Source organism: Chitinophagaceae bacterium, from assembly GCA_007695095.1.
Lineage (GTDB): Bacteria > Bacteroidota > Bacteroidia > Chitinophagales > REEL01 > REEL01.
The window spans coordinates 12584-39228 of sequence record REEL01000098.1 but is presented as its reverse complement, the minus strand read 5'-3'; the positions used below and the strand labels follow the sequence as shown (position 1 = coordinate 39228).

Genomic DNA, 26645 nt, shown 5'->3' with positions numbered 1-26645 from the left:
TTATCAATCTTTTTTTATATTTTTACACAAAATAGTATTCCTATGAAGGCATTTTTTACTTTTATTTTCTTATTTTTCCTTACACTAAACTCTGTCTTAGGTCAGCAACTTCAAGTATCGACAGATTCAGTGATTGTTTATGGTTTCTCTAATCAACATGAAGTTGTAGGATATGCTACTGTTACCAATAACAGTGACAGAGACATTACAGTTGTTTGGGAAAGAATTGTAAATAATACTCCATCTGCCTGGTTAGGTACCGGCTCTCAGGTTTGTGATATAAACTTGTGTTGGGTTGATACTGTCGATTCAAGGGATTTTATATTACCTGCAAACTCTTCCGGTAATATTGATGTACATTTTACAAATAATTTTGAAGCCGGCGATGCAACTGTTCAAATAAGACTTTATGAAACAGGAGCTGATAGCGCAGACTCTGAAACAATTGTTGTTTATAAAGCATTTGTCGACGTTTACAGCTCAGTATGGGACAAGCCTAATTTGGATAGAGATAACTTCAGAATTTATCCTAATCCGGTAAGAGACCACCTGATGTTTAAAAAACTACCGGATGTAGTTGCTTCTACTGTTGAAATTTATAATATTTTAGGCTCTAAAATGAGTTCTCATCATTTAAGTAAAAATCAGCATAATCTCAGAATTGATATGGATGATCTTCCAAAAGGTATCTATATGGTAAGAGTATATGACGAAGAACATAAACTTGTATACTCAAAGTCTATTTCTAAAGTAGAATAATAACTTCTTTTCTAATTTTAATTATACATTTAGCTCTGTTTTATTTTTCAAACAAAGCTGTAAATCTGTTCCATTGTTTGCTGAGTAATCGCAAAGTGGCCATTTCTCTCATTGTTGTTTTTGCCTCCTGAGCCGGACTTCCAAAATATACTTTTCCCCCTTTTAAAGACTTTGAAACACCGGATTGAGCATAAACTACCGCTCCTTTTCCAATAGTTAAATCTTTAGATACCCCTACCTGTCCCCATAAAATTACATCATCTTCAATCATCACCTTACCTGCAATGCCAACATGGGCTGCAAACAAACAATTTTCACCAATTACCGATCCGTGACCTACATGTACCAGATTGTCTATTTTAGTACCTTTTCCAATGATGGTATCACCCGAAACACCTCTGTCAATCGTACATGAAGCGCCAATCTCAACATTATCCTGAATAATTACCCGACCTGAACTTAAAAGCTTATCATAGAAAGGTTTTACTTGGTTATTTCTTTTTTTATAATAAAAAGCATCCGCACCTAAAACAGTATTGGAATGTATGATAACATTGTCACCTATTTTAGTGTGGTTATTAATAGTTACATTGGCATGAATAACACAGTTTTTTCCAATTTCTACACTATCCCCTACAAAAACCCCGGGCTGAATAATCGTATTTTCACCAATAACTGCCGTATTACAAATTTGTCGGTTACAAGCCTTAAACGGTCTGAATGAATGCGTTAATTTATTGAAATCTCTGAATGGGTCATCAGAAAAAATTAATGCCTTACCATCCGGGCAATCAATCTCTTTATTTATCAATATAGCCGATGCTTTAGAATTTAAAGCTCTATTATAATACTTATCAAAATCTACAAAAGTCAAATCTCCGGGCTGCACTTTATGAATTTCATTTAAGCCGCTTATCAACATTTCTTCATTTCCTGTATATTTTGCACCTAAAAGGTCTGCAAGGTTTTTTAATGTTATTCTATCTGATAGTTGCATTGAGTTTAATTATGAAAATTCTAAAGCAAAAAGCATTCCACTATTTAAAACAGCAAAGCTAAAAAATAATTTTTCATTAAATAATCTTTAAATTTCGAAAATCAAATCTAAACTCAACTTGGTAAATTATAAGAATCTAATTTAGTAGTTTTGCATGCTATTTAAGTTCTTAAATGTTTAATTAAAATTCTTTTTGAAATGAAAAAAACTGCTTTAACAAATATACATATATCATTAGGTGCAAAAATGGCCGAGTTTGCCGGATACGAAATGCCAATTCAATACAGCGGCATTCAGGATGAACACTTTGCCGTAAGAGAAAATGCCGGTTTATTTGATGTTTCGCATATGGGCGAATTTTTAGTTGAAGGGCCTCAAGCTTTAGATCTCATACAAAAAGTAACCTCAAATGATGCTTCTAAACTGATTCCCGGCAAGGCTCAATATTCTGCATTCATTAATGAAAATGGCGGTATCATCGATGACCTTATCGTTTATTGCCTTAGTGAAAGCAAGTTTTTACTGGTAGTAAATGCTTCAAATATTGAAAAAGATTTTAACTGGATACAATCTCACAATACTTTTGATACTAATTTGAAAAATATATCCGATGAAATATCTCTTCTCGCTCTGCAAGGCCCTAAAGCAGTTGAGATTTTAAAAAAAATTACTGATTTTGATATTGAAAGTATTAAATTTTATCATTTTGGAATTGGGAAAGTTGCGGGCTTTGAGGATGTAATTATATCCGGTACCGGATACACCGGCAGTGGTGGCTTTGAGCTTTATTTTAAACCGGATTATGCTCCGGCAATTTGGGAAAGCTTAATGAAGGCAGGTGGTGAAATGGGCTTAAAGCCTGCAGGCTTAGGAGCCAGAGATACACTTAGATTAGAAATGGGATATTGTCTTTACGGCAATGATATAGATGATACAACGAATCCACTGGAAGCAGGTCTGGGATGGATTACCAAAACCCAAAAAGATTTTATCGGTAAAGAAATTATCCTTAAAGCAAAGGAAGAAGGTATAAACAGAAAATTAAGTGGCTTTGTCATGACTGAAAGAGGAATCCCGAGAAAAGGTTATGATATTCTAAATGAAAATAAGGAAATAGTTGGTAAAGTAACTTCAGGAACTCAATCACCAAGTTTAAAAGAAGCTATAGGTCTTGGTTATATAGATAAAAAGACAATCGATTCCGAATCTGACATCTTCATAGCTATTAGAAATAAAAATGTGAGAGCTAAAATTACTAAACCACCCTTTGTGAAAGTTAATTAAGGTATGAAAAAACCATCACTGGAATGTTGTCTGACACCTTCCCTTTCTGAACTTACCGATTTTAAAAATAAAAATGTAGTTGTGATTGATGTATTCAGAGCAACTTCAACTATTTCTGCAATACTAAATAATGGAGCAGATGCAGTTATCCCGGTTAAAGATTTAGAAGACTGCAAAAAAATTAGTGGTGAAAACATTCTTTATGCTGCTGAAAGAAACGGGCAAAAACCTCCCGGCTTTGAATTCGGAAACTCCCCTTTTGATTATCCCGAAAATATTGTCAACGGAAAAACTGTAGTGCTCACTACAACTAACGGTACTAAAGCCGTTGAAATATCCAAAAAAAATGCGAAGAATATAATCACGGGCTCTTTTACTAATTTTTCTACCGTTGTAAAATGGCTAAGTAATAACAAATCAGACACTATACTTTTTTGCGCCGGATGGAAAGGACAATTCAGCCTCGAAGACACCTTGTTTGCCGGAGCTGTAGCAGAAAAACTACAAACCGATTTTATTCTCGAAGGAGATAGCATTACAGGTGCAAAGTCCATGTATACTGAAGCTAAAAAAGTAGGTTTATTAGATTATGCAAAGCAAGCAGCTCACTTCAAAAGGTTACAACACTTAGGTATACAAAGAGATATGGAACATTGCCTGACTTTTGATATTTACAATGTATTACCTATCTATACAGATGGAAAGCTAATTGCTTCTGAAACCGGATTTTAGAGACTTTTTTTCAGAAAATCTAGTGAAAACCCGACAATTTCTTTCGTCTCTGCAGGTAACTCATCCTCCAACCAGGGATGTTTGCCGCCAAAAGTATGGCCTCCCTCATCCAATAACATCAATTCAGACTTTTCACATGCCTTATGCATATTTTCTGCTGCATTAAAAGGAATAGTTGAGTCATCTTTAGCATGAACAATTAGCCAGGGGCAATTCATTTTCCCGGCGGCTTTGGGAATATCTAATCTGTCTTTATTTCTATAAAAGTCTTCATACATCTGATAATCCATTGGTAATTCCTGATTAGTTCTTGCATTTTTTATATACATTACACCTTCTCTCTTCCATTTATCCATTTGCTCTTTTGACCAGTACTTTCCAAAAGCTTCTATAGCAGAAAGGGTAATCAAAGCCTTAATTCTTTCGTCCCCGGAAGCCTGAAGTATTGCTATGCCTCCTCCCCTGCTATGCCCCATAAGTATTAAGTTTGATAAATCAGCATTATATTTATCTCTGAACTCTGAGGTGCATACAAAATCTACTACCTTTTCAGTATCAAAAAGTTCCTTGGAGAAATTATTCTTAGAAAAAGCTTCTAAATCTGTAAAACTTTCCGGAGAATCAACCCTGGTTCCATTATGAGAAAAATTGAACTTTACAAATACATATCCGTTTTGAGCAAAAAAATCTGCAATTAAATTAAAGTGCCCCCAATCTTTAAACCCTTTAAATCCATGGCAAAAAACAATTATCGGCAATGGATGTTTTTTATTGGAATATTTTACATCAATTAAAATTGTTTTACCATCGGAACCACTTATGTGATGAGTTTCACTTACAATCATTTTAGTATTTTTAATATTTAAAGAAATACAAAAGACTCAATCAAAAATTTAAAAACCAAAATATTTTTCAACTAAGCCTTTCAAGCTTTTACAAATGAAATATAAAAAAACTTATAAAACAATAATAAAGACAGTTTAGCAAATAACGTAGAATAACTGTATTTTAGCACCGTAACAGAAAAAAATGCCGATAAAAATTGAAGATATAAAGAAACCTATTGTCACTGAACTTGAAATATTTGAGCAAAAATTCAAAGATTCAATGAAGAGTAAGGTTCCGCTTTTAGATAAGATTTCCCATTACATCATTAAGCGAAAAGGAAAGCAAATTAGACCTCTTTTTGTCTTTCTTTCTGCAAAAGCATTCGGTTCCGTTAATGATTCTACTTATAATGGAGCATCTCTTATTGAATTACTTCATACAGCTACATTAGTACATGACGACGTTGTAGATGATTCATTTGAAAGAAGGGGGTTTTTCTCGATTAATGCACTTTGGAAAAACAAAATAGCCGTTCTGGTTGGTGATTATTTGCTAAGCCGGGGCTTACTTTTAGCCATTAATAATAAAGAATTCAGAATACTTGAACTGGTATCTGAAGCCGTTCAAAAAATGAGTGAAGGCGAGCTTTTGCAAATGGAAAAAACCCGTAAACTCGATATTGATGAAAGTGTTTATTTTGATATTATCAGACAAAAAACTGCCTCTTTAATTTCAGCAGCCTGTGCTACCGGAGCTGCATCCACTACAAAAGACGAAGAGATAATCTCAACCATGCAACAATTTGGAGAGCACGCCGGAATAGCTTTTCAGATAAAAGATGACCTTTTTGATTTTGGAAATCATGATATTGGCAAACCTAAAGGCATTGATATTAAAGAGAAAAAAATGACCCTGCCTCTCATTCATGCCTTGAGGAATGCAGATTCTTTTACTAAAAGAAAAATAAAGTACATTATTAAAAATCAAAGCCAGGATTCAAAAAAAGTTCAGGAGGTTATTGACTTTGTTGTAAAAAGTGACGGCATTAAATATGCAAACGAAAAAATGAATGAACACAAAGAAAAAGCTATTTCAATTTTAGCTAAAATTCCTGAATCTGAAGCTAAAGACAGCCTTAACTTGTTGATACATTTCACTATAAACAGAGATAAATAAATTTACTTTCCCTTACCGTGAATAAGAGTAATAATGGTGTAAGCCATAATTTTAAAATCTATTGAAAGGGACATATTTTCAATATATAAAAGATCGTACTTCATACGCTCAATCATTTGTTCCACATTTTCAGCATAACCATACTTCACCATACCCAAAGAAGTGATTCCCGGCTTTACTTTTTGTAAATGCCTGTATGCCGGAGCCTTTTCGACTATTTTATCAATAAAAAACTGTCTTTCCGGCCTGGGTCCTACCAGACTCATCTCGCCTTTAAGTACATTATAAAACTGAGGTAATTCATCCAATCGCCACTTTCGCATAGTGCGCCCCCAGGGTGTTACTCTACTATCATTTGATGAAGACAAAGCCGGTCCGGATGTTTCTGCATCTACCACCATTGACCTGAATTTGTAAATCCTAAACTCTTCACCATCAAGACCTACCCTAAACTGAGAATAGAAAATTGGCCCCGGAGAAGAACTCCGAACTTTTAAAGCCACCCACAACAGAACCGGACTCAAAAACAAAAGACTAAAAAAGGATACAAAAATGTCTATCCCCCTTTTTATAATCCGCTGATGAAATGGCATCATTTCAGGATACAACTCTATCAATGGCGCACCCATCACATTATTCATTTTGACCGACCCTGCTAAAATATCATAAATTCCGGGTATTATTTTTATAACTACTTTGTGCCGTCGCAGCACATTCATTATCTTACTTATTTTATCATGGTCAGAAGTATCTATGGCAATTATCACGTCTTCTAATGGGTAAGATAGCATAATTTTCTCAAGTTCATCAATGTGACCTAAGCAATCCAAATACTGCTGTAATCCGTTTTGATGCTGACCATTACTTTCTACAAATCCTATAAATCTGTTCCCCAGTGACTTTTTTTCAGAACGAAAAAAGTTATATAAATCAACCGCATTTTTATTTCCGCCAATAATTATAGTGTTAAAACCAATTTCATCTCTTTGAATTTGTCTTTTTGCATAATTCAATATTAAAAATCTACCGGTAAAAGTTAACAGGAAATGCGCAGCAAACAAGACAATAACGGAACGGTAATAGTTAACCGGATTATCAAAAACTAAGTCATCCAGTAAAACAGTAAAAAATAAAACGATTACACCAAAAAGAGTATGCATCAATATTTGATACAGTTCCTTTAACCTTGACTTTCGGTAAATATTAGTATAATAAGTACCGCTAAAGTAATAAAGCGCAAGCCATGCGAGGGGAATGATCAAAATACCCGCAAAATAACTTTTATCCCCAAACATAAGATCAAAAGAAAACGGATTCCCCTCTATGTATATCTTTCTAAATAAAAAAAGAATAGACCAGGATAAGACTGCTGCAATCCAATCCCATGTTATAAAAACATACGTTGCTCTGCGAGGAGGAGAAGTTATAAGATTCTTTTCAGGGTTAAGTTTTACTTTTTTATTCATTCCTCAATATCATAATCTAAGCCTTTTTACTATACTTGTATTCAGGCTTATAAATGTAACAACTTTATATTGTCTAAAAAAATAATAGCTTCATCACTTTCAGCCGGCAATTCTGTTCTAAATATCAATCTATATTCCCCTTGTCCGAATTGTGTGGTTTGAGGTGTGAGATTTACATAAATTTTATTCCAGTTTTCACGCTGACTAATACCTAAAATAAACACTTCTCTTTCGTTACCTTGAAAAATAGTATTTATCCCCACCAAAAAACGGGCATTTGATTTATAATTAATTTCAGCAAAAACAGGCACTCCCCCTCCCGGAAGATTTACTGCATCAATCAGTTGAGAGTTTATTTGAAAATTTATGGTATCAACAGTTACAAAACCGGAAGCATTTCCTTCATATACATTCGGGCTCTCGCCGGTTACTCTATCTATATTTGAAAAGCTGTTTCCGCTTTCAAAATCCTCTATTAAAGCAAACTGTACATTACTTTTATATTCAAAATGCATATTCAATGTATCTACTTTACCGGCTTCCATATCAAGAGTGAAAACCAAATCATCATAAAAAGGGTAAATAATTCTTGTTGAAGCAATACCATTGAGCATAATTCCGGGACTAATTTCTATGGTAGTTTCTCCCTCACTAATAATAGGAACTTTTGCCGGCAATTCAAAAACTCCCACTAACTCACCATCTGCATATACCCAGGCATCTGTAATATTATGTGAAGCACTTCCCTGAGATGATGAAACATTTATTAAGTCTGCTTCTGTAAGATATAAATAGGAGGCAAAGTTTCCTGTAGAATTAGGCGTACAAGAAGAGGCTAAAATCAAAATAATAAATCCTGATAGCTTTAAAAACATTTGTATTTTGAAGAAAAATGTGAATTTCATTTATTTAATATCGCTGAAGTAACTAACCAATACGGGTAAAGATATTTGTAAAATACAATAAAAAAAAGAAAACATTAAAATGATGTGGCTTATTCAAATTAATGCCTCAAAGTCTTTTTTATTGCAATTTTAAATCTTTTTTTCAATTTTTCGCTGAATCTGATCTGCAATATACATTGCTTTATAGCCATCTGAAAAGCTTACAACAACTTCTTGCCCTTCTACAATGCTATTTCTAAATTCAGTTAGTTCCTCAGCAATGGCATTATTGTTAACAATTTTTGGCTTTATAAAGGTTACATCTTTTTTATTCATACCTTCTCCAATTGTAAACGAATTCTTAACTCCTTCCATCGCATCAACTTTATCTTTTAAACTCTTATCCCCGGTAGACAAAAATATTTCAGCTTCTTTTTCTAATAAGTCTACACTTAAATAGGCACTATTTCTAAACAGTCGAATTTTTCGCATTTTTTTCAATGAAATTCTACTGGCGGTTAAATTTGCAACAGCCCCATCGTCAAATTCTATTCTTGCATTAGCAATATCTACAGTATTGCTTACCACTGCAACTCCACTGGCATTAATGCTTTTTACATTAGATTTTACAACCGTTAAAAGTAAGTCAATATCATGAATCATTAAGTCCATCACTACAGAAACCTCAGTCCCTCTCGGATTAAACGGAGCAAGTCTGTGAGATTCGATAAACATCGGATTCATTGCCAATGGCTCAACCATTTTAAATGCCGGATTAAATCTTTCAACATGACCTACCTGTGCTATTACCGGCGACTCTTCAGAAAGCTCCATCAGTTCATGTGCCTGTTCAAGATTGTGAGCAAGAGGCTTTTCAACAAATACATGCTTACCACCTTTTAAACCTTTCAAAGCCAAATCATAATGAGCCGGTGTGGGAGTAACTATATCAAGAGCATCAACTGCATCAAATAAGCTTTGCTCATCTGAAAAAGCCGGCACATTAAATTCCTTTGAAACTTTCTCAGCAACTTTTTTATCGGCATCATAGATGCCTACCAAATCAAAACCTTTTAATTCTTTTAAAATTTTAAGATGAATTTTCCCAAGATGACCAACTCCAAACAGTCCTGTTTTAAGCATTTTTTTTGGCAAAATTAGACAATTCAATGCTGAATAAAAATAATGTTAATCAACAGTTATCAACAAAGCATTGTAAGTTGTTTAAACATTTGTTCAGAGAATTATTAAAAGTTTCATAACAAAGTGACGCTTTTGCATGTTAAGAAAAGAAAAAATGTTTACCAGAAAATTTTCTGCATTTATTCCGGGCAAAAACAAAAAATCAATATTTAAGCAATTGCTCGATATTTTTTTGGAGCTAATTCAGCATACCGGGGGAGATATAGACGAGGCGTTCAACTGGCTGAAAGAAATTGATGATGAATATAAAATCACTACTTCAGATTATACTTTAGAGGATTTTAAAAATGAATTAGAAGAAAAAGGCTATATAAACCGTGACTCTAAACAATCTTTCAAAGTTACTGCCAAGACTACTTTTCATATACAAAGTCAAACACTGGATTTAATCTTTAAAAAAATCGAAAAAGGCGGACAGGGAAATCATAAAACAAATGTATCCGGAAAAGGGCTTGACTACGGAGACGAACTGAAAAACTTTGAATTTGGGGATGCTGTCGAAAATATCGACTTTTCCGAATCTATTAAAAATGCTCAAATTCATGGAAGCATGGATAATAATAGTTTTGACTTAAAAGAAGAGCATCTCCTGGTAAAAGAGCAGGAACATTTAAGTCAAACATCGACAGTTCTGATGATAGATATTTCTCACTCTATGATTTTATATGGCGAAGACAGAATTACACCGGCCAAAAAAGTAGCCATTGCTTTGGCTGAATTAATAAAACGAAAATATAAAAATGATACTTTCGATGTGGTAGTTTTTGGAACAGATGCATGGCAGGTGGAAGTAAAGGACTTACCATATCTACAGGTTGGACCTTATTATACAAATATGGTAGCGGGCTTAGAGTTATCAATGCACCTGCTTCGAAAAAGGAAGTTGCCAAATAAACAAATTTTTATGATTACTGATGGTAAGCCGACTTGTATAAAAGAAGGAGACGGATATTATCAGAATAGTTTTGGCTTTGACCCGAAAGTGATTAACCGGACTATGAATCTTGCCAAAGTTTTGCTTAAAAATGATATTAAGGTAACCACTTTTATGGTTACTTCAGACCAACAACTAAGAGAATTTGTAGAAGAATTTACCGAATTGAATAAAGGAAAAAGCTTCTTCACCGGACTGAACCGCTTAGGAGAATTTATGTTTTACGATTTTGAAAAAAATAGAATAAAAAAAACCCGATAATACTTAAAATATGAGTAAAAAAAACTTGACTACCTTCTTAAAAAAACGATATAAAACTAACGAAATAAACACTTTGGGTGAATTAAAAACTGCAGGATACCAGTATTGCAGTATCAAAAAAGAACTCAAAAACAACCTAATAGAAAAGATTAAAAAAAAGGAAACAACCTTTCCTGGAATAGTTGGCTTTGAAGACACTGTAATCCCTGAGCTTGAAAGAGCCATTTTAGCAGGTCACAATATTTTATTACTGGGATTAAGAGGACAGGGGAAGACAAAAATTGCCAGACTAATGGTCGATTTATTAGATGAGTATATTCCCGTTATTCAGGGCTCTCCATTAAATGAAGATCCGCTTTTACCCATTTCTAAACAATCTGTAGAATTAATTACACGATTAAAAGATAAAACTCCGGTAGACTGGATGCACAAGACAGAAAGATATTCAGAAAAACTGGCAACTCCGGATGTATCCATTGCTGATTTAATTGGAGATATTGACCCAATAAAAGCCGTAAATCAAAAGCTAACTTATGCAGATGAGGAAATAATTCACTACGGTATCATTCCCCGTTCTAACAGATGCATCTTTACTATTAATGAATTGCCTGATTTACAAGCAAGAATTCAAGTTTCGCTATTTAACATACTTCAGGAAGGAGATATACAAATCAGGGGCTTTAAACTGAGAATGCCTTTAGATATTCAGTTTTGCTTTTCAGCAAATCCGGAAGATTACACAAGCCGGGGAGCCATAGTAACGCCTTTAAAAGACAGAATAGAAAGTCAAATAATTACCCATTATGCTCTCAGTACAGAAATTGCAAAAAACATTACTGCCCAGGAAGCAAGTATAGATAATGAAGTAAAGCAAGTTGTAAACTTACCGGAAATGGCTGCCGACCTAATTGAGGAAATTGTTTTTGAAGCCAGAAAAAGTGACTTTGTGGATATTCAAAGCGGGGTTTCTGCAAGGCTGTCAATCTCAGCTTACGAACTTTTATATCAAACAGCTTACCGAAGAGCATTGGCTAATAATGAAAAAAGTACAAACATTCGTCTGTCAGATTTTGCAGGAATAGTACCTGCCATTACCGGAAAAATAGAACTAGTTTATGAAGGTGAACAGGAAGGGGCAATTATAGTTGCGCACAAAATAATCGAAAAAGCAGTCAGAAATAGATTTAATCAATATTTTCCGGAATTCAGAAGTAAAAAGATTAACTCTGATAAATCAAGCAAATTCTTAAATATCATACAGTGGTTTGAAAACGGAAATGAATTAGAAATTGATAATATTTCTGATGATAAAACATACAAAAACTCATTAGCTAAAGTGACAGGTTTAATGAATGCTGCAAAATCTATTTGTAAAGAGGAAAATCATATTTCTTTTTATGCCGAATTTATCTTAAATGGTTTAGCCGCAAATTCAAGAATTCACAGAGATGACTATCAGGGGACTTACAAATTTAAAGATTTGTTAAATGCTATGTTTTCAAAGAATAATTTTGAAGAGGATTCTGAAAATTAGTTGACGCCTACAACTATTTACAAAAAAATATGTTATATTGTTATAAATCACAAAAATGCTTAGTAAATCAATTTTTTTTACGTTTATCTCTTTTATAGTATTTCTCAATGCTTGTCAAACAGGCACTACTGTAGGAAGTGCTTTTCATGATGATAATAATCAAAGAACCACTATGCCTAATCTTTACAATATAGAAGTCGAAAATATTTACGGTGAGAAACTGGAACTTGGTCAATTTAAAGATAATGTTTTAGTTATAGTAAATGTAGCCAGCAAATGTGGCCTAACACCGCAGTATGAAGAGCTGCAGGCCTTTTACGAGGAATATAATTCTTTAGGAGTTGAAGTATTGGGGTTTCCTGCAAACAACTTCATGAATCAGGAACCCGGCTCAGATGAAGAAATTCTGGAGTTTTGCCAGGCTAATTTTGGAGTGAGTTTTCCCATGTTTTCAAAGATTTCAGTTAAAGGCAGCGACCAGCATCCTTTATATACCTTTCTCACAAAGAAAGAAAAAAACGGAGTTCTTGAAAGTGATGTCTCGTGGAATTTTCAAAAGTATATAATTGGGAAAGACGGCGTTTTAATCGCTACTGTAGCCCCCAGGACCAGTATTTTTGATGATGAAGTTTTGAAAATTATTAAAAAAGAACTTTAAGTTTTAATTCTAAACAGTGAATTTGAAAATCATATACAGCCTTCTATTTTTATACTTTCTCAGCAATACAGAAACCTTTGCCACTGAAAATATAGATTTGGATGTGCGTACATTTGAAGAGTTTCAACCGCTTTTAAGCCCTTCTGACGACAAAATATATGTATTTAATTTTTGGGCAACATGGTGCAGGCCCTGCATTAAGGAACTTCCCTATTTCGAAGAATTAAATAAAAATTATAAAAATAAAAATGTAAAAGTTTATTTAATAAGCTTAGATTTTATTGATCACCTTGAATCTCACTTATTGCCTTTTTTAAACAGAAACCCTTTAGAAAGCGAACTTATACTTTTAAATGCACCCAGATACAACCAATGGATACATAAAGTAAGTGATGAGTGGTCAGGTGCAATTCCGGCCACAATATTTTTGTATGACAAGGGTAATAGCCAAAAATTTTATCAACAAGAATTTACTTATTCAGAACTTGAAAATATTATAAAATCAATCCAAACAAATTAATTATGAAAACATTAATGACTTCACTTTTCCTATTATTTCTTTCAGCAAATATTTTTGCCGGAACTCCTTATGCTGTTGGAGACTATGCTAAAGATTTTAACTTAAAAAATGTTCATGGAGACTATGTTTCCATGAAAAATATTGATGCCAAAGGCTTTATCGTCATCTTTAGCTGTAATCATTGCCCTTTTGTAGTCAACTCAGAAGAGAGAATGATTAAACTGCATAATAAATATGCCCCTAAAGGATTTCCAATTATTGCAATAAATCCGAATGATGAGGAAATTGTACCGGAAGACTCTTATGAAAATATGATAATCAGAGCAGAAGAAAGAGACTTTCCTTTCGAATATGTTTATGATGAAACACAAGAAGTTGCAAAAGCTTATGGTGCTACTCATACTCCTCAAGTATTTCTTTTAGTTCGTGAAAATGATAAATTTAAAGTTGTGTATACAGGAGCAATAGATGATAGCCCGAGATTTCCGGAAAGAGTTGAAGAGAAATTTTTGGAAGCTGCTTTGAATAATCTTTTAAATGGTAAAAAGCCTGACCCAAATACAACCAGAGCCGTGGGATGTTCCATCAAATGGAGTAAAAACTAAAAATGTAGATTAGTTATATCAAAAAAAGGAGTTCCCTCTCAAATAAAATTCAGGGAACTCCTTTTTTATTTTAAGTGTAGGTAATATTTTTACCTGATTTTTAAGCTGAACTTTTTAGAAAAAAAGTTTTTGAAAAAATCTTAATCAAACCATAAACTAAACTTATGAAATCTATTACTGTCGAAGAACTGAAAAAAAAGATGGAAAATAAAGAGGAATTCGTTCTATATGATGTTAGAGAAAACTATGAATACGAAGCCGGAAATATAAATGGTATCAATATACCGGTAAAGGAATTTGCCACCAACTACCAGGAAATTCCAAAAGACAAAATGGTTATAGTACATTGCAAAAGCGGAGGTAGAAGCGGACAGGTAATCGAATACTTAAATCAGGCTCACAAATTTGACAATTTATATAATCTTGAAGGTGGTTTAATAGCCTATAAACAACGTATTGATCCAAGTATAAATGTCCTTTAAACAAGAACACACTTAATTTCTATCTTCTTCTTCCACTTGAGTAATCAATAGGCTTTGCTGTTCCTTTGGCATCAGTTAAAATAGCCTTTATAGAACCTACTTTTATAGGCGCTTCAATTAATACCGGTATACGGTTTTCATCATCTGTTACCCATACCATCATATCTTCGCCTCCTTCAAACACAGTACCTTCAAGCAAAAGCGCTGAAAATTTAATGCAATTATAGCGACCATGTTCTGTTCGTATGCGCTCTTTCCCCAGGTAGCGGATGTAAACATTATACAACTTATCTTCTAAAAAGATCTCCAAACCAATTGTATCTCCAATTGAAACACCTTCAAAATCTAAGGTACGGGCATAATAAATAGCAGAAAGAACATCTTGTGTACAATCCCCTATTTCCAAAGTATCCTTGTAGCGGGGCGTCTTCCAATCTTCATGTTCTACTGCCACTTTATTATTATTCCTGTCAAATTTATAATCACTAAATATCGTATAACCACCCTCATAAATATCTCTCTTAAACCTAAGCGGCATCATGGTTTCCGGTTGAATGTATGTTTCATAAACATCCCGCACTTTAAAAAACCAATCATACCTCCTTATAGTACGGCCTGATGCTACGACATGTAAAACATCCTTTCCATTAATTTTTGAATCTTTGACTTCAAACTCCACTTCACCGGCCCGCATCCATACGGCTCCCCAATGATAATAAACAGTATAATTCACTGTCTCGCCTACGCGAAATGTTTCATTAACTCTTTTACAACTAGCTTCATTGTTCATATCGGCACTAACTGAGCCCGCTGCAAAAAACCAGATACTCAATACTATTGTAATTTTTGATAAGAATGTATTTTCCATAGTCTATAGCTTTGTGTTATTAGAAAAAGGAACAATCCGGAAATTGCCGGTATAAAAACGTTAATCAGCCACATCATACCCAATGATAAAATTAGATAAAACTGTTCCTCCGGGTAATTATAAAACACAAATAATGCCAAACTTCCTTTAACCCCTATCTCAAGAATGCTAAATACCGGTAAAAACATCTGTAATAAGAATATGGTGGCCAATCCGGATAGTATAACATAAAAAGGAAGGTTTACTGAAAATATTATACATAAAAAATAAAACTGGATAAAATAGACTAAGTATCTTCCTAAAGAAAACAAGATCAACTTCGAAAAAAGCAAACTTGAAATTTTATTAAAAGTTCTGGAACTCATTTTAAGATAACCAACTAATACAGCTATGCTTCTGTATGCTAAAATTTTTCTAATAATAACTTCATGGGTTAAAAAAAGAAGCAATACTAAAGCTAAAACAAGAATAATCAATGCATATAGCCAAATAAGAGAAAAAGGAAGTTGGATTTGAGCAGAAGTAAATAGTAATAAACTAAAAAGTCCTAAAACTATATTAACTATAAATTGTGCCCAACTACTTCTAAGGGAATAGATAATTGTCCGAAACCTTTTTTTATATGGCATAAAGAATAACCTCCCTAAGAATTCACCGGATCTGTTAGGAGTTATCACAGCTATAGACAGACCAAGTAAATACCCTTTTATCATTTTGTTTTTTATCGCTTTGGATAAACTATTCTCCTGAATTTTCCATTTTGAAAAATCTAAATATAAATTTAGCGGCATCAATATGAAAACAAGAAATAAAAAGAAAGTTGATTGAGGATTATCTAAAACTGTTGCTATTGGAAATTCTTTTAACTTTGTATAAACTGTATCTTTAAGCAGGTAAATAAATAAAAGCAAAAATGATATGCTCAAGAGCAAACTTATTATATAAACTTTTGGCCCTTTATGTTTCATTAAATAAATAAGCTTGAATTCGGAAAAAGAAAAAATAATTATTGGAATAGATCCCGGAACCGTTATTATGGGTTATGGAGTCATTTCAGTTAAAAAAGACAAAATTAAATTAATTAGTTTAGGAATTGTAAAGCTGAATAAATATAATGATAATTATAAAAAGCTAAAGCAAATTTATGAGCGGGTAAGCTATTTGGTAAAAGAGTATAAACCTGAGTCATGTGCTATTGAAGCTCCCTTTTACGGTAAAAATGTACAGTCAATGTTGAAACTTGGAAGAGCACAAGGAGTAGCAATTGCAGCTGCTCTTGCGTCAAATGTAGATATATGCGAGTATTCCCCTAAAAAAATCAAACAATCTATTACAGGCAATGGAAATGCCTCTAAGGAGCAAGTTGCCGGCATGCTTAAAAGTATTATTGGTTATAAAGAAGATCCTACTTATTTAGATGCTACTGACGCCTTAGCTACAGCTGTTTGCCATTATTATCAGCAAAAATCTATTCTTTCACAAACATCAGTAACGGGAACAAGTAAAAATTGGAGTGATTTTTTAAAAAATAATCCCGGGAGAATTAAGTAGACTAAATGTTTTGCTGAATCTTAATTGCTAAATCCCGAAATTCTTTATCGGTAAATGAAAGTTTTTCTTTACTAAAATTCATATCTCCTACTGAATTAATGGGTATAATGTGGATATGCACATGAGGGACTTCAAGACCGATTACACTAAAACCAATTCGTTCACATTTCACTGATTTCTCTACGGCTTTAGCAACTTTCTTGGCTGCTAACCATAAGTCAGCATATAAGGGGGACTCCAGATCAAGAATATAATCGGTTTCTAATTTAGGAATTACTAAAGTATGACCCTCTGCCAATGGATTAATATCTAAAAAAGCGAAAAACTCATCATCCTCATAAACTTTATGAGAAGGAATTTCTCCTTTTATAATTTTAGTGAAAATTGTACTCATAAATCACTTTATTAAATAGTTATAGACAAAATTTCAAATTGTACTATACCTCCAGGTGTATGAATTTCAGCTATATCACCAACTTTTTTTCCTAATAAACCTTTACCTACCGGTGAAGTGACAGATATTTTAGCTTCTTTCAAATTAGCTTCATTCTCAGAAACTAATCTGTACTTCATTACTTTATTCAATTTAACATTCTTAATTTCTACTTCTGTAAATATGGAAACTTTAGACGTATCAATATCGGCCGGATTTAAAACTCTTGCCTTCATTAAAACATCCTCAAGCTTACTAATCTTTAGTTCAAGATGGGATTGTGCTTCTTTTGCAGCATCATATTCTGCATTCTCTGACAAATCTCCTTTTTCTCTTGCTTCTGAAATTTGCTTTGCAACTTTAGGCCGCTCAACAAATTTCAATTGATTAATTTCGGCTTTTAACTTATTCAAGCCCTCTTCCGTAAGATAAACTATATCGCTCATAAGAAATGTTATTAAGTATAAAATGAAAAAGAAACGTTTCCATTGAAACGTTTCTTTAAATAAGATATGTGTTTACTATTTATAGTCCGATACGTACTCCAAGAGCATGTGTACCATCAAATGGATTTGTAGGTCTGAATGAATAATCTACACCAATTCTAGCACCGTCTTCTCTTAAAGGAACATCTAATGTTGCGCCGGCAGAAAAACCATTAAATGCTGTTCTTTTCAATAAATTATCGGTTAAGTCTTCTTCATATAAATATCCACCTCTAATCATAAACATTTCATTAAATGCATATTCAATAGCTCCTCCAAATTGATCATATCCAAATGAATGAGCATTAAAATTAACCATAACTGTAAGTCTGTGTTGAGGTATTTCAGCCGCATCATCAAGATAGAAATCATAAGAACCTCCTAAAGTAAGTAATGAAGGTAACTCAAATTTTTCAGCTCTCATAGCTTGTGTCATTTCAAAGTCTCCTTCTAAAGCAGGTCCTCTAAAACTTAGTCCGTCACCACCAAATCTCATCGGTGTTCCAACATTTCTCAATGCTATTCCGAATTTAACATTATCTCTGGGACCTGTTTGATACTGAATACCACCATCGATAGCAGCTCCGGAAGCAGTGATATCATCAATTCTTTGAGAAATTACACGCACTAATAATCCTGCTGAAATACTGTTACTGAAATTTCTTGAATATGCCAGTGAAATATTAAAAAATTGAGGGTTAAATGCCCCCAAACCTCCTTCAGGAGATGAAGTAGTTGTTCTTTCAATATCACCGAATCCTAGTGACATTAAAGAAAGTCCCATTACTCCGGATTCACCTACCGGTTGAGCCAAACCCATTGCATTAATTGAAATTCCACTACCACGCATCCACATAGTATGCGAAAATAAAATTTCTGTACCGTCAACTTTAGCTAAACCGGCAATATTATTATTTGCACTTTCTATACCGCTGACATTTGCCGAATTAATACCATTAACTCCGGTACTCCTGGACCAAGGATTAATAAGTAATTCATAGGCTCCTGCTTCACCAATCCTATCAGGGTTTCCGGAAAAACCACTTTGAATTCCGAAAGCAATGAATACAACCAATACTATTGGTAATTTAATTAGATTATTCATGTTCTGTTTTTTTTATGTGAGCTCCAGTCTGTTCTTTAAAAAAGTTTATAAATAGCCGGAGAACTTAATCTCCGGCTATATTGTAATATATTTAGAATGTATCCAAATCAATAGGTCTAAGCACTCCAAACCAACGAATACTTCTTTCACCTATACCGGGAGCGTTGATATGTATGATATAAACTCCACTTGAAATTTGAATATTCTGATGATTTCTTAAATCCCAATCTAATGAATTATCTAAGTTAACAACTTCTACAGGTGTGCCATCTGAAACATTTTCTGCAATAGCTCTCTGGAATCTTCTTATTAGCTTACCATCTATTGAATAAATAGAAACAGTAGCATTTGACGGTAGATTTGTTATTTTAACTCTGTTATCCAACTGACTTGTTTCGTAAGCTGAATAAGCATAATAAGGGTTTGGAACAACTCTGATTTCATCTAATGCATTTTTAGAAACTTCTTCAACATTAAAGTCTCTTTCCAAACCATTTGTACTGAAGAAGTATGTCGGCATGCCATTATAAGTACTGTCAACAACATATTCTGCATAAGGCCTTCCAACTCTTAGTCTTACAGTTGCATCTGTTGGTATAAGTCCTTCACGTAAAGGTCTGAATGAAAAATTAGGATTTAAAACCGGCATACTCGTCCACATAATTTGCTTATAAAGTTGGTTATGTGGTCTTGTCTGAATAGCATTGGGGTTAGCAGAAGGTGCTGTCTGAACCTTATAGTTATCTAAAAGGAACCTTTGCGCAGCTTCACCTTCATCATAAGGTGTCTCCATTACATATATATAATGCCCTCCGCCAAACTCAGGAGCTTCTGCCGGATATAGTGGTGGTAATGAAACTCTCGTCGGTTTCCAAAGCATCTCACTTCCATCATTTCGCTTATTCTTTAAATAAGAGTTTTCTCCAAACATAATGTTTAACCTCTCACCGGTTTCAACATTAATAGCATAACCCGGGAAGTATGAACGTCCGGTATCAGCCGGGATTACATTTCCATTAACATCTCTGGAAGGCGCTAATCGTATTTCTCCTTTTAGTGCTTTATTTGCATTTAAATCTCTGTATTCACCTGTTTCTAATACAACAGCTTTTGTCCATTTACTTTTATCTGCTGTAAATACAACATCTATCGATGGTAATCTATGCATATTATTAGTAGGGAATTCCTGATCTGCATAGGCGTTAATTCCACGCCACCTCCACGGGAATGCGGGTCCATGAGAATAAGCCGAAGGTTGATCATTAGCTCCAACAAAAAATCTGTTAGCTGCTAAAGCATAAGGTGCCCATGTACCATTAATTAAATCTTCAAATTCATCATTTGGATCTCTAAATATAATATCTCCAACTCCGATAATAGAATCGTAATGTGAATTATAAACGGCCTCAAAATCAGCAAAGTCACTACCTGCACCAGCTCTGTTTATACCACTTCTAATCCAGTTTGTTGCACTAAATGTACCACTGCTTTCAACTCCTCTTAACCATGGTATATTAGGATTATCAAAGGTCAATGAGGCACCAATTACCCCATTTCCGGTTTCTCTGTTAAACCATGGTCTGGATCTTTGAACTATAGTAAGAGATATTCCATATTCACTTAAAGTTTGTTCATTCAATCTTGATAAATTATTGTCAGCAACTATAGTTGTTTGACCATCACTATCGACTATCTCTAATTCCCAATAAGCTGTAGGACTCAGGTCTCTGTTAATGATAATAGTATCCAATGTTACCCCAATTTGTCCTCTCAAACGAAGAGTATCAGAAACGCCAACAGTATCAATCATTCTTAAAGTAAAATCAGCTGCTCTTACTAAAAACGGATCATAGACTTTTACATCTATAGGTCCCTGATTCGGTTCATAAGTTAACCTACCTACTTTATGATCTTCGCTGGCAAGTATATCATCAACCATCTGTCTGGTAATATTAAGGAAGTTTCCTCCATTACCGGTTCCTTCGATTCTTTCAACCTGCATTCCCTGACCGTAAACAGCATTTAACTGAGTACCAAAGTGAGGTTCAGTTTGATGTGGTATAGCTGAATAAATTCTAAAGTTTCTTCTACCTTGTAAATAAGGTAAGTTTTGACCTCCATCTCCCGGATTTAAAGGGTCAAATTGTTCATAATTGTTATAAGCATAAGCAACTACAGCAAAATAATACCTTTTGTGATTTACCAATCTGGTATTACCGGTAGCAAACTGGTCGTTTGTTACTCTGAAAGTTCTCCTTATACCTTCATCAGAACCTTCAACCATAACCTGAGGCTCAAAACCATTAATTGATGGATTAAACTCCCAGTTAATAAGTCTTTCAACTCCATCCTCAACATCTACCTGTGCAATAAGTCTTGCTCTTGTAATATCAAATAAATCACCTGCATCTATCTGTGGGTTACGAACCTGATATAATTTATATCCTTGGAATCTGTATGTACTGTCTTCTGCTCCGATTGCTGATAAAATCGGATCAACTTCTTCATAAGCCTCATTCACATTATTAGAAGTAAGGCTATTCTCTAAAGAAATAATTATCTCTCTGTCTAATTCTCTGATTTTTAAATCCGGTGCATCCGGTCCGCTAATTAAACGGAAACAGTTATCAAATAAAGCTTGTGCTTTATCAGAAGCAGGTCCTATAGTGTTTTCAAAAGAAGGACAAGGGTAAACACCCGGTATTTGAACCCATACTACACCTGTAATGATATTATTCACAGCTCCCGGCTGTAAAACGAAAGGACCACTATTTTGTAAAAAGCGTCTGTCACTTGGATTATTATTTTCAGAACACTCTGACCATCCAGTAGGGTCCGAAGGATCACCCGGAAACATATAACTTGTAGGAACAGTTCCGGTAGTTCCATCTCCACCCTCAGTAATTGGAGAGCCATCTAACCAAACACCTCTTAAATAATTATAGTGATGAATAGCTGTCACCGGATTCCCGTTAACCGGGTTGAAGTCATTATTATAATAGATAAATCCTGACATTCCAATTTCTACACCTGCAGTATCTTTAGGTCCTTCAAAATAAGTAATCCCTGAAATGGGAGGATTCGCACCATAACCTCTGGTTGCACAATCCGGGTCAGTTGCTGTACCATTATAAATAATTCCTAAGTTTCTGGTCGTATCACAACCTACATAATCTGTGTTAAAACAACCCAAATCAGGATCTGCCCAATTACCCATATATACATCAAATAATGGAGAAGATGCCTTATTAATTAAAGTGTAACGGTAAAAAGTCATATTATTAATCTCATCACTGGTCGTAAAAGCAAAAGCCGTAGCATTAATCTGTAAGCCTATAGCTTCACCGTTAGTTGCCGTGTGAATATTTCCCTTGTCATTATACACCCAAAATACCATTTGGTCTCCGTATACATCTTCACAATCTGTTGAAATGACCGGAAAATCACCCTTTGTGGGGTCATAGATTCCATCTCCGTCATAATCAAAGAAAGGAGCTAATTCATTATCAATAGTAAGCGGAACATTTTGTGCACCTCTTGCATAAGGATTTCCTACACCGGGCCAGTCTAATAAACTTTGTGGTATATCAGAAACGGCCAAATTAACTTCACCGTCCGGATCACCTAATTCAGCTAAATAAGCTGCTGCTGCAGCTCTTGCCTGGTCAATATCAGCAGCCCGAACTCTCCAGTGTCTGTCATAATCCTGACAAACCTGAGGTGTAACATTTGCATTATCATCCAAAGGTCCCGGCCAAAAATCATCTCCTGACTGACGATAAGTTTGAGCAGCAATCTTTAGCTGTCCACCGGCATCAAAACCACCAACCCAAATAGAGCCGGCAAAATAAGAATGTACGGAAGGAGCAGAACCGGGTGGATCAATCTTAGGAATCTCATAACGAGCATCATTTAAATTCCACCATTTGTCACCACCATTCAATAAGGTTGTTCGAACATTATTTACATCTAAATCAATTTGTGAACTGGCCGGCGCGCAATTTGATGCCAGTTTTCTGAAATTTATAGATTCTTCAACCGGTGGCATACCCTCCGGCGGTCTTGCATAACCTAAAAGTGTTATACTCGCAGTTAAGATGGTTAGAACGCCGATTTTAAATAAATTCATAATTAAATCTTTAAGCTGTTTATTAAAATGAGAAAATTGCACCAAGACGAATTAATCTTGGCAAGCTGTAATTCCGAGGGTTGTCTATCCACACTCGATATAAATCCTGAAATGACTGAGGGTTGGCTCTACCGGCAATATACTCTCTACCTTCAGGTGATGTAAGATATCCATCATCATCCGGATTACCGGTATATGGATATACTCTAATCACATTCGCTGTATTTAGAATATTCTGAACCAATAAGTACACATCAAGATTTAGGTTATTTCCTCTTTTCTCAATTGTTCCGTCTTCTGATACAACCTGTCCAACGGTTCCTAAGTCAAAGCTCTTGTAAATACGAGCATCTAACCTGAAATTCCATGGCAATCTGGCACTATTTATACCTCCCTGAAGTATTGGTCTGGTGGGCACAGTAAATAAAGCCTCAGGTGTAGCATTTTGTTGTCTAGTATAAGGTTCTCCGGAACGACCTCTGGCAATAATATTTATTCCTGAATTTTCCAGTATATCTCTATCACCTATTCTAGGACCATTGTAATTTCTGCCTGATCCATAGCGGTAATCAAAGTTTATGTTAAACATATGTCTGGAATCATAATTCAAAGGCACAATAGTCCTTAAATTAGGTTGTCCGGCATTTACTAAACTTAACTGAGATGTAGCGTCAGATCCTGTTCCTTCAGCAAATTGCAATGTATAGTTTGCTTTTAAAGATACATTTCCTGTTCTCCTCAAATCATAAGCCACTGAAAGTCCTTTAACCGTTCCAAAGTCAATATTTCCGAAAGTTAAATACTCATTAGGATAAGCAAATGGAGTTCTTACAATTTGCACCATGTCTCTCAACTCTCTGTAAAATGCAGAAAAAGTAACTGCAGATGTTTGACTTACCAACTGACGGAAACCTAAGGTATAATCAATTGTCTTTTCCGGTCTTAAGTTAGGATTGCTTAATATCTGACCTGTCCTGCTTTCAAAATAATACCATGTAGTTGGACTCGTTCTAATAAAACTTTGAGGTCTTTGAGTTAAAATATCATAATGAGCAAAGAAAGAAGCTTCATCAGTAATATTAAATGAGAAAGAAATTCTTGGCATAACACTTATCTGTGGCTCATAATCCATAAAAGATGTATTCGGGTCAAACTGCTCACTTCTTATATTATCTGAAGGGTTTACCAAATAAGGTGTAATCCTACCGGTTGATGACGCTCGCGCTATAGATGTTGCATCTGATGTCTCTGAACCTTCAGCAGTAAACCAGGTATTTCCACTTCTGTAACCTAAAATTTGTGGGTTTTCAGCATTAAAATCATCTACATATACTGCATAATCTCCACCTATTGATACAGGATGTGCTCCTGATGGATTAAGTTCTCCACTAACTTCTGATGCACTTCTGATTGCATAAAGGGAAAAGGGATCTCTTAAGACTTTTTGATTTGCATCAAACCTGTCAATTCTTACACCTACATTAAATAATATATCCCTGAATTGAAATTTATCTTGTACGTAAAAAGCACTATAAATAGGTCGGAAAGCATCTACCGGCCTTTCAAATTCACCCTCATCTGTTCTTTTTGTAAAAAAATCTTCAAAAGTTGGACGATAATTTAATTTATTTCCAACATGATCATATCCAAAATAACTAACATAAGCATTTCTACCATCTTGTAATAATTCATCTGCGCTAAACATATCTAAAGAAAAAGATGAAGGGTCAATTGCATGAATATTAATAAAATCTGTACCATCAACCGGTAAGCCTAAAGCCTGTCTTAAGTTTCTGTCAAAATGAGTTTGTTCAGACTCATCGTACCTTAAAGGATAATTAATGGTATCCGGTCCAAATGGTACATTAATAATTTCAGGATTATCAAAGTCTAACTGTGAAATATGTGTGTTTGTCAACTGTCTCATTAAGGTCCATAATTCTAATGGATTTATGCTGTATTGTCTATCAACTCTCTGCTCAAACTCAAATCCAAACTCAATAGAATGTCTGTTTCTGACAACACCCGGTCTGATAATATCAAATGCAGCATTAAAGCTTAAACGGTACTGCTCATCATCATTACTATATCCGTAACCATTTATAACACGTCCTGTATTATACCAAATACCATACGGAATTTCAGCTCTTACACCATTAATTAAACCTCTTCTTTGTTGAATTTGATCAAGATTTTCATACCATCCCTGAGGGTTATCCGGTGCTAAATCAAAAAACTGCACTGCATAATTAGTGGCCGTAGGGTTAACATCGCCCGGAGTAAAAGTCACAAGCGTATCTCTAAAACCGGCTAACAGTAACCCGCTTTGTCCTGTTAATGAGTCTGTACCAAATTCATATATGGGTGCTCTATGTCTCTCAAATTTTCCATAGTAACCATAATCAAAAGGATTAAATCCAATTCCCGGGCCTTCCGTTTTATTCAATACTTTAGTAAAGTCAGCTTGTATTGAATAAAATGCATTTTGTACGCTTGCCCTTCCGGTAGATTCTTCCTCCTGATTTGAACCATCGGCAAAGGTTTGAGTAAATCGTCCAAATACTCTCCAAGTGTTTCTATCTTGTATTGGATTATTTACCGAATTAAATAAAGCATACCTGTCAACATAGTCTCTTCTTCTGGTATAATCATATGTACCTCCAAAAGCTAAATTTAAATTTTGAGACAAATTAAAGTCCAACCTACCTGTCATTCTGTAATTATTCTCCTCGGCATTAGGTCTCACATCTACAATCTCCATATCATCTAAAGTGATAGTTTCAGCCCTTAAGCGTACACCGTCACCTGTCGGATTTAGTAGTAATGGATTCCTTTCTAAATTATCTAATACATCATCTTTTAACTGATATACTCCAATAGCCGAAGGTCTCGGATCTCTTTGCCCTAAATATTCTCCGGCTAAGAAAAAACCAAGAATCGGACTTTCATCTTCTCTTTTTAAAATTGGACCGGTCAAGTTAAAACTAACTAAGTTATATCCGTAAGGATCTAAAAATTCTGATGTTATAACTTCTAAACCTCCTCTTAGTTGTCTGGAAGCACCTCTTGTAGTAATATTCACAAAACCACCTACAGCATCTCCAAACTTAGCCGGAACACCTCCGGTAATTACTGTCATTTGTTCTATAGATTGTGCGGGTAAATTTGAAGAACCTCTTACACGTACACCATCAATATATATCTCTGTACCATCTGAACGAGCTCCACGTATATTCAATTCTCCTCCTTCATCCTGCTGATAAATACCGGCACTTGTAGAAGCAATAGATTGCACATCTCTGGTGGGTAAAGCCCGAATTTCCTCACTGGTTATTGTGTTTTTAGTTGCCACATCTTCATGGTCAATAAGGGGTACTCTAAACTCCCTTACAACAACTTCTTCAATTTCCTGATCTGATGAGCGCATCTCAACATTAACAGTTGTAATTCTGTCCGGATTAATTTGTATTCCTGTAACAAGCTCTGTCTGGTATCCTACAAAAGATACACGTAAGTCGTATCTGCCCGGATTAATTGGTCGAATTAAGAAATTACCGTCAAAATCACTTTGTGATCCACGAATAACACTTCCATCCTGTTCCACAGCAACAGAAGCAAAAGGAACCCCTTCTCCTCTTTCATCAACAACCCGACCTGATACTTCACCGGTTTGAGCATATCCGGCAAGTGTAAGCATGACACTTAGAAATAACATCAAAATACGCTGCATAATCATTTTTTTTTAAATATA

General features: G+C 34.6%; 23 protein-coding genes. 11 read left to right on the top strand and 12 right to left on the bottom strand.

The window, feature by feature from the left end:
* Positions 1-42: 42 nt before the first annotated feature.
* Positions 43-759, top strand: coding sequence for a T9SS C-terminal target domain-containing protein (locus EA412_06290; protein ID TVR79590.1), 717 nt, complete (start codon positions 43-45; stop codon positions 757-759).
* Positions 760-799: 40 nt separating this feature from the next.
* On the opposite strand, the gene EA412_06285 is transcribed toward EA412_06290, so the two are convergent.
* Positions 800-1756 (bottom strand): UDP-3-O-(3-hydroxymyristoyl)glucosamine N-acyltransferase, encoded by a 957-nt coding sequence (locus tag EA412_06285; protein TVR79589.1) that lies wholly within the window; start codon positions 1754-1756, stop codon positions 800-802.
* A gap of 198 nt (positions 1757-1954) precedes the next feature.
* Between EA412_06285 and gcvT the strand changes: the two genes are divergently transcribed.
* A complete protein-coding gene (gene gcvT, locus EA412_06280) occupies positions 1955-3040 on the top strand; it encodes a glycine cleavage system aminomethyltransferase GcvT (GenBank protein ID TVR79588.1) in 1086 nt (361 codons plus the stop codon).
* A 3-nt stretch (positions 3041-3043) separates the two neighbouring features.
* Positions 3044-3772 (top strand): 2-phosphosulfolactate phosphatase, encoded by a 729-nt coding sequence (locus EA412_06275; protein TVR79587.1) that lies wholly within the window; start codon positions 3044-3046, stop codon positions 3770-3772.
* Here EA412_06275 and EA412_06270 read toward each other — a convergent pair.
* Positions 3769-4617, bottom strand: a complete 849-nt coding sequence (locus tag EA412_06270) for a hypothetical protein (protein ID TVR79586.1) — start codon at positions 4615-4617, stop codon at positions 3769-3771. The genes EA412_06275 and EA412_06270 overlap by 4 nt on opposite strands.
* Before the next feature lie 184 nt (positions 4618-4801).
* Here EA412_06270 and EA412_06265 point away from each other — a divergent pair, with 184 nt between their 5' ends.
* Positions 4802-5776 (top strand): polyprenyl synthetase family protein, encoded by a 975-nt coding sequence (locus EA412_06265; GenBank protein ID TVR79585.1) that lies wholly within the window; start codon positions 4802-4804, stop codon positions 5774-5776.
* Positions 5777-5778: 2 nt separating this feature from the next.
* Here EA412_06265 and EA412_06260 read toward each other — a convergent pair whose 3' ends face one another.
* The 3 genes from EA412_06260 to EA412_06250 all read right to left on the bottom strand — a co-directional run bounded on the left by EA412_06260 (position 5779) and on the right by EA412_06250 (position 9269).
* A complete protein-coding gene (locus EA412_06260; GenBank protein TVR79584.1) occupies positions 5779-7242 on the bottom strand; it encodes a sugar transferase in 1464 nt (487 codons plus the stop codon).
* A gap of 47 nt (positions 7243-7289) precedes the next feature.
* Positions 7290-8117 (bottom strand): hypothetical protein, encoded by an 828-nt coding sequence (locus EA412_06255; protein ID TVR79583.1) that lies wholly within the window; start codon positions 8115-8117, stop codon positions 7290-7292.
* Positions 8118-8276: 159 nt separating this feature from the next.
* Positions 8277-9269, bottom strand: a complete 993-nt coding sequence (locus EA412_06250; GenBank protein ID TVR79582.1) for a gfo/Idh/MocA family oxidoreductase — start codon at positions 9267-9269, stop codon at positions 8277-8279.
* Between the two features lie 154 nt (positions 9270-9423).
* On the opposite strand from EA412_06250, the gene EA412_06245 reads away from it, so the two are divergent.
* From EA412_06245 to EA412_06220, 6 genes are all read left to right on the top strand, one after another.
* Positions 9424-10524 carry a hypothetical protein gene (locus tag EA412_06245; GenBank protein ID TVR79592.1) on the top strand — a complete coding sequence of 367 codons (1101 nt, stop codon included), beginning with the start codon at positions 9424-9426 and terminating at the stop codon, positions 10522-10524.
* A gap of 10 nt (positions 10525-10534) precedes the next feature.
* On the top strand, positions 10535-12058 hold the full coding sequence (locus tag EA412_06240; GenBank protein TVR79581.1) for a magnesium chelatase: 1524 nt from the start codon (positions 10535-10537) through the stop codon (positions 12056-12058).
* A gap of 55 nt (positions 12059-12113) precedes the next feature.
* Positions 12114-12716: a glutathione peroxidase gene (locus tag EA412_06235; protein ID TVR79580.1), complete on the top strand. Its 603-nt coding sequence runs from the start codon at positions 12114-12116 to the stop codon at positions 12714-12716.
* Positions 12717-12732: 16 nt separating this feature from the next.
* Entirely contained in the window at positions 12733-13236 is a 504-nt protein-coding gene (locus EA412_06230) for a TlpA family protein disulfide reductase (protein ID TVR79579.1), read from the top strand.
* Positions 13237-13250: 14 nt separating this feature from the next.
* Positions 13251-13841 (top strand): thioredoxin family protein, encoded by a 591-nt coding sequence (locus tag EA412_06225; protein ID TVR79591.1) that lies wholly within the window; start codon positions 13251-13253, stop codon positions 13839-13841.
* A 164-nt stretch (positions 13842-14005) separates the two neighbouring features.
* A complete protein-coding gene (locus EA412_06220) occupies positions 14006-14323 on the top strand; it encodes a rhodanese-like domain-containing protein (GenBank protein TVR79578.1) in 318 nt (105 codons plus the stop codon).
* A gap of 19 nt (positions 14324-14342) precedes the next feature.
* On the opposite strand, the gene EA412_06215 is transcribed toward EA412_06220, so the two are convergent.
* Positions 14343-15191 carry a DUF3108 domain-containing protein gene (locus tag EA412_06215; GenBank protein ID TVR79577.1) on the bottom strand — a complete coding sequence of 283 codons (849 nt, stop codon included), beginning with the start codon at positions 15189-15191 and terminating at the stop codon, positions 14343-14345.
* Positions 15158-16159 carry a hypothetical protein gene (locus EA412_06210; protein TVR79576.1) on the bottom strand — a complete coding sequence of 334 codons (1002 nt, stop codon included), beginning with the start codon at positions 16157-16159 and terminating at the stop codon, positions 15158-15160. Before EA412_06210 ends, EA412_06215 begins: the two co-directional genes overlap by 34 nt.
* Positions 16160-16172: 13 nt before the next feature.
* Here EA412_06210 and ruvC point away from each other — a divergent pair, with 13 nt between their 5' ends.
* Positions 16173-16742: a crossover junction endodeoxyribonuclease RuvC gene (gene ruvC / locus EA412_06205; protein TVR79575.1), complete on the top strand. Its 570-nt coding sequence runs from the start codon at positions 16173-16175 to the stop codon at positions 16740-16742.
* Between the two features lies 1 nt (position 16743).
* Here ruvC and EA412_06200 read toward each other — a convergent pair whose 3' ends face one another.
* From EA412_06200 to EA412_06180, 5 genes are all read right to left on the bottom strand, one after another.
* Positions 16744-17136, bottom strand: coding sequence for an HIT domain-containing protein (locus EA412_06200; GenBank protein TVR79574.1), 393 nt, complete (start codon positions 17134-17136; stop codon positions 16744-16746).
* An 11-nt stretch (positions 17137-17147) separates the two neighbouring features.
* Entirely contained in the window at positions 17148-17621 is a 474-nt protein-coding gene (gene greA, locus EA412_06195; GenBank protein TVR79573.1) for a transcription elongation factor GreA, read from the bottom strand.
* 79 nt (positions 17622-17700) lie between these two features.
* Complete coding sequence (locus tag EA412_06190) at positions 17701-18765, bottom strand: hypothetical protein (protein TVR79572.1); 1065 nt, start codon at positions 18763-18765, stop codon at positions 17701-17703.
* A 91-nt stretch (positions 18766-18856) separates the two neighbouring features.
* Complete coding sequence (locus EA412_06185; GenBank protein TVR79571.1) at positions 18857-22939, bottom strand: hypothetical protein; 4083 nt, start codon at positions 22937-22939, stop codon at positions 18857-18859.
* Positions 22917-26630, bottom strand: coding sequence for a hypothetical protein (locus EA412_06180; protein TVR79570.1), 3714 nt, complete (start codon positions 26628-26630; stop codon positions 22917-22919). The genes EA412_06185 and EA412_06180 overlap by 23 nt, the downstream gene beginning before the upstream one ends.
* Between the last annotated feature and the right edge of the window lie 15 nt (positions 26631-26645).

Bases quoted from the DNA above. Each gene is read 5' to 3' on its own strand.
- EA412_06210 (TVR79576.1), bottom strand. From the start codon at position 16,159: ATGAAACATAAAGGGCCAAAAGTTTATATAATAAGTTTGCTCTTGAGC.
- EA412_06200 (TVR79574.1), bottom strand. From the start codon at position 17,136: ATGAGTACAATTTTCACTAAAATTATAAAAGGAGAAATTCCTTCTCAT.
- EA412_06235 (TVR79580.1), top strand. From the start codon at position 12,114: ATGCTTAGTAAATCAATTTTTTTTACGTTTATCTCTTTTATAGTATTT.
- EA412_06225 (TVR79591.1), top strand. From the start codon at position 13,251: ATGACTTCACTTTTCCTATTATTTCTTTCAGCAAATATTTTTGCCGGA.
- gcvT (TVR79588.1), top strand. From the start codon at position 1,955: ATGAAAAAAACTGCTTTAACAAATATACATATATCATTAGGTGCAAAA.
- EA412_06240 (TVR79581.1), top strand. From the start codon at position 10,535: ATGAGTAAAAAAAACTTGACTACCTTCTTAAAAAAACGATATAAAACT.
- EA412_06270 (TVR79586.1), bottom strand. From the start codon at position 4,617: ATGATTGTAAGTGAAACTCATCACATAAGTGGTTCCGATGGTAAAACA.
- EA412_06265 (TVR79585.1), top strand. From the start codon at position 4,802: ATGCCGATAAAAATTGAAGATATAAAGAAACCTATTGTCACTGAACTT.
- EA412_06285 (TVR79589.1), bottom strand. From the start codon at position 1,756: ATGCAACTATCAGATAGAATAACATTAAAAAACCTTGCAGACCTTTTA.
- EA412_06215 (TVR79577.1), bottom strand. From the start codon at position 15,191: ATGGAAAATACATTCTTATCAAAAATTACAATAGTATTGAGTATCTGG.
- EA412_06275 (TVR79587.1), top strand. From the start codon at position 3,044: ATGAAAAAACCATCACTGGAATGTTGTCTGACACCTTCCCTTTCTGAA.
- EA412_06190 (TVR79572.1), bottom strand. From the start codon at position 18,765: ATGAATAATCTAATTAAATTACCAATAGTATTGGTTGTATTCATTGCT.
- EA412_06220 (TVR79578.1), top strand. From the start codon at position 14,006: ATGAAATCTATTACTGTCGAAGAACTGAAAAAAAAGATGGAAAATAAA.
- EA412_06255 (TVR79583.1), bottom strand. From the start codon at position 8,117: ATGTTTTTAAAGCTATCAGGATTTATTATTTTGATTTTAGCCTCTTCT.
- EA412_06290 (TVR79590.1), top strand. From the start codon at position 43: ATGAAGGCATTTTTTACTTTTATTTTCTTATTTTTCCTTACACTAAAC.
- EA412_06260 (TVR79584.1), bottom strand. From the start codon at position 7,242: ATGAATAAAAAAGTAAAACTTAACCCTGAAAAGAATCTTATAACTTCT.
- greA (TVR79573.1), bottom strand. From the start codon at position 17,621: ATGAGCGATATAGTTTATCTTACGGAAGAGGGCTTGAATAAGTTAAAA.
- EA412_06245 (TVR79592.1), top strand. From the start codon at position 9,424: ATGTTTACCAGAAAATTTTCTGCATTTATTCCGGGCAAAAACAAAAAA.
- EA412_06180 (TVR79570.1), bottom strand. From the start codon at position 26,630: ATGATTATGCAGCGTATTTTGATGTTATTTCTAAGTGTCATGCTTACA.
- EA412_06250 (TVR79582.1), bottom strand. From the start codon at position 9,269: ATGCTTAAAACAGGACTGTTTGGAGTTGGTCATCTTGGGAAAATTCAT.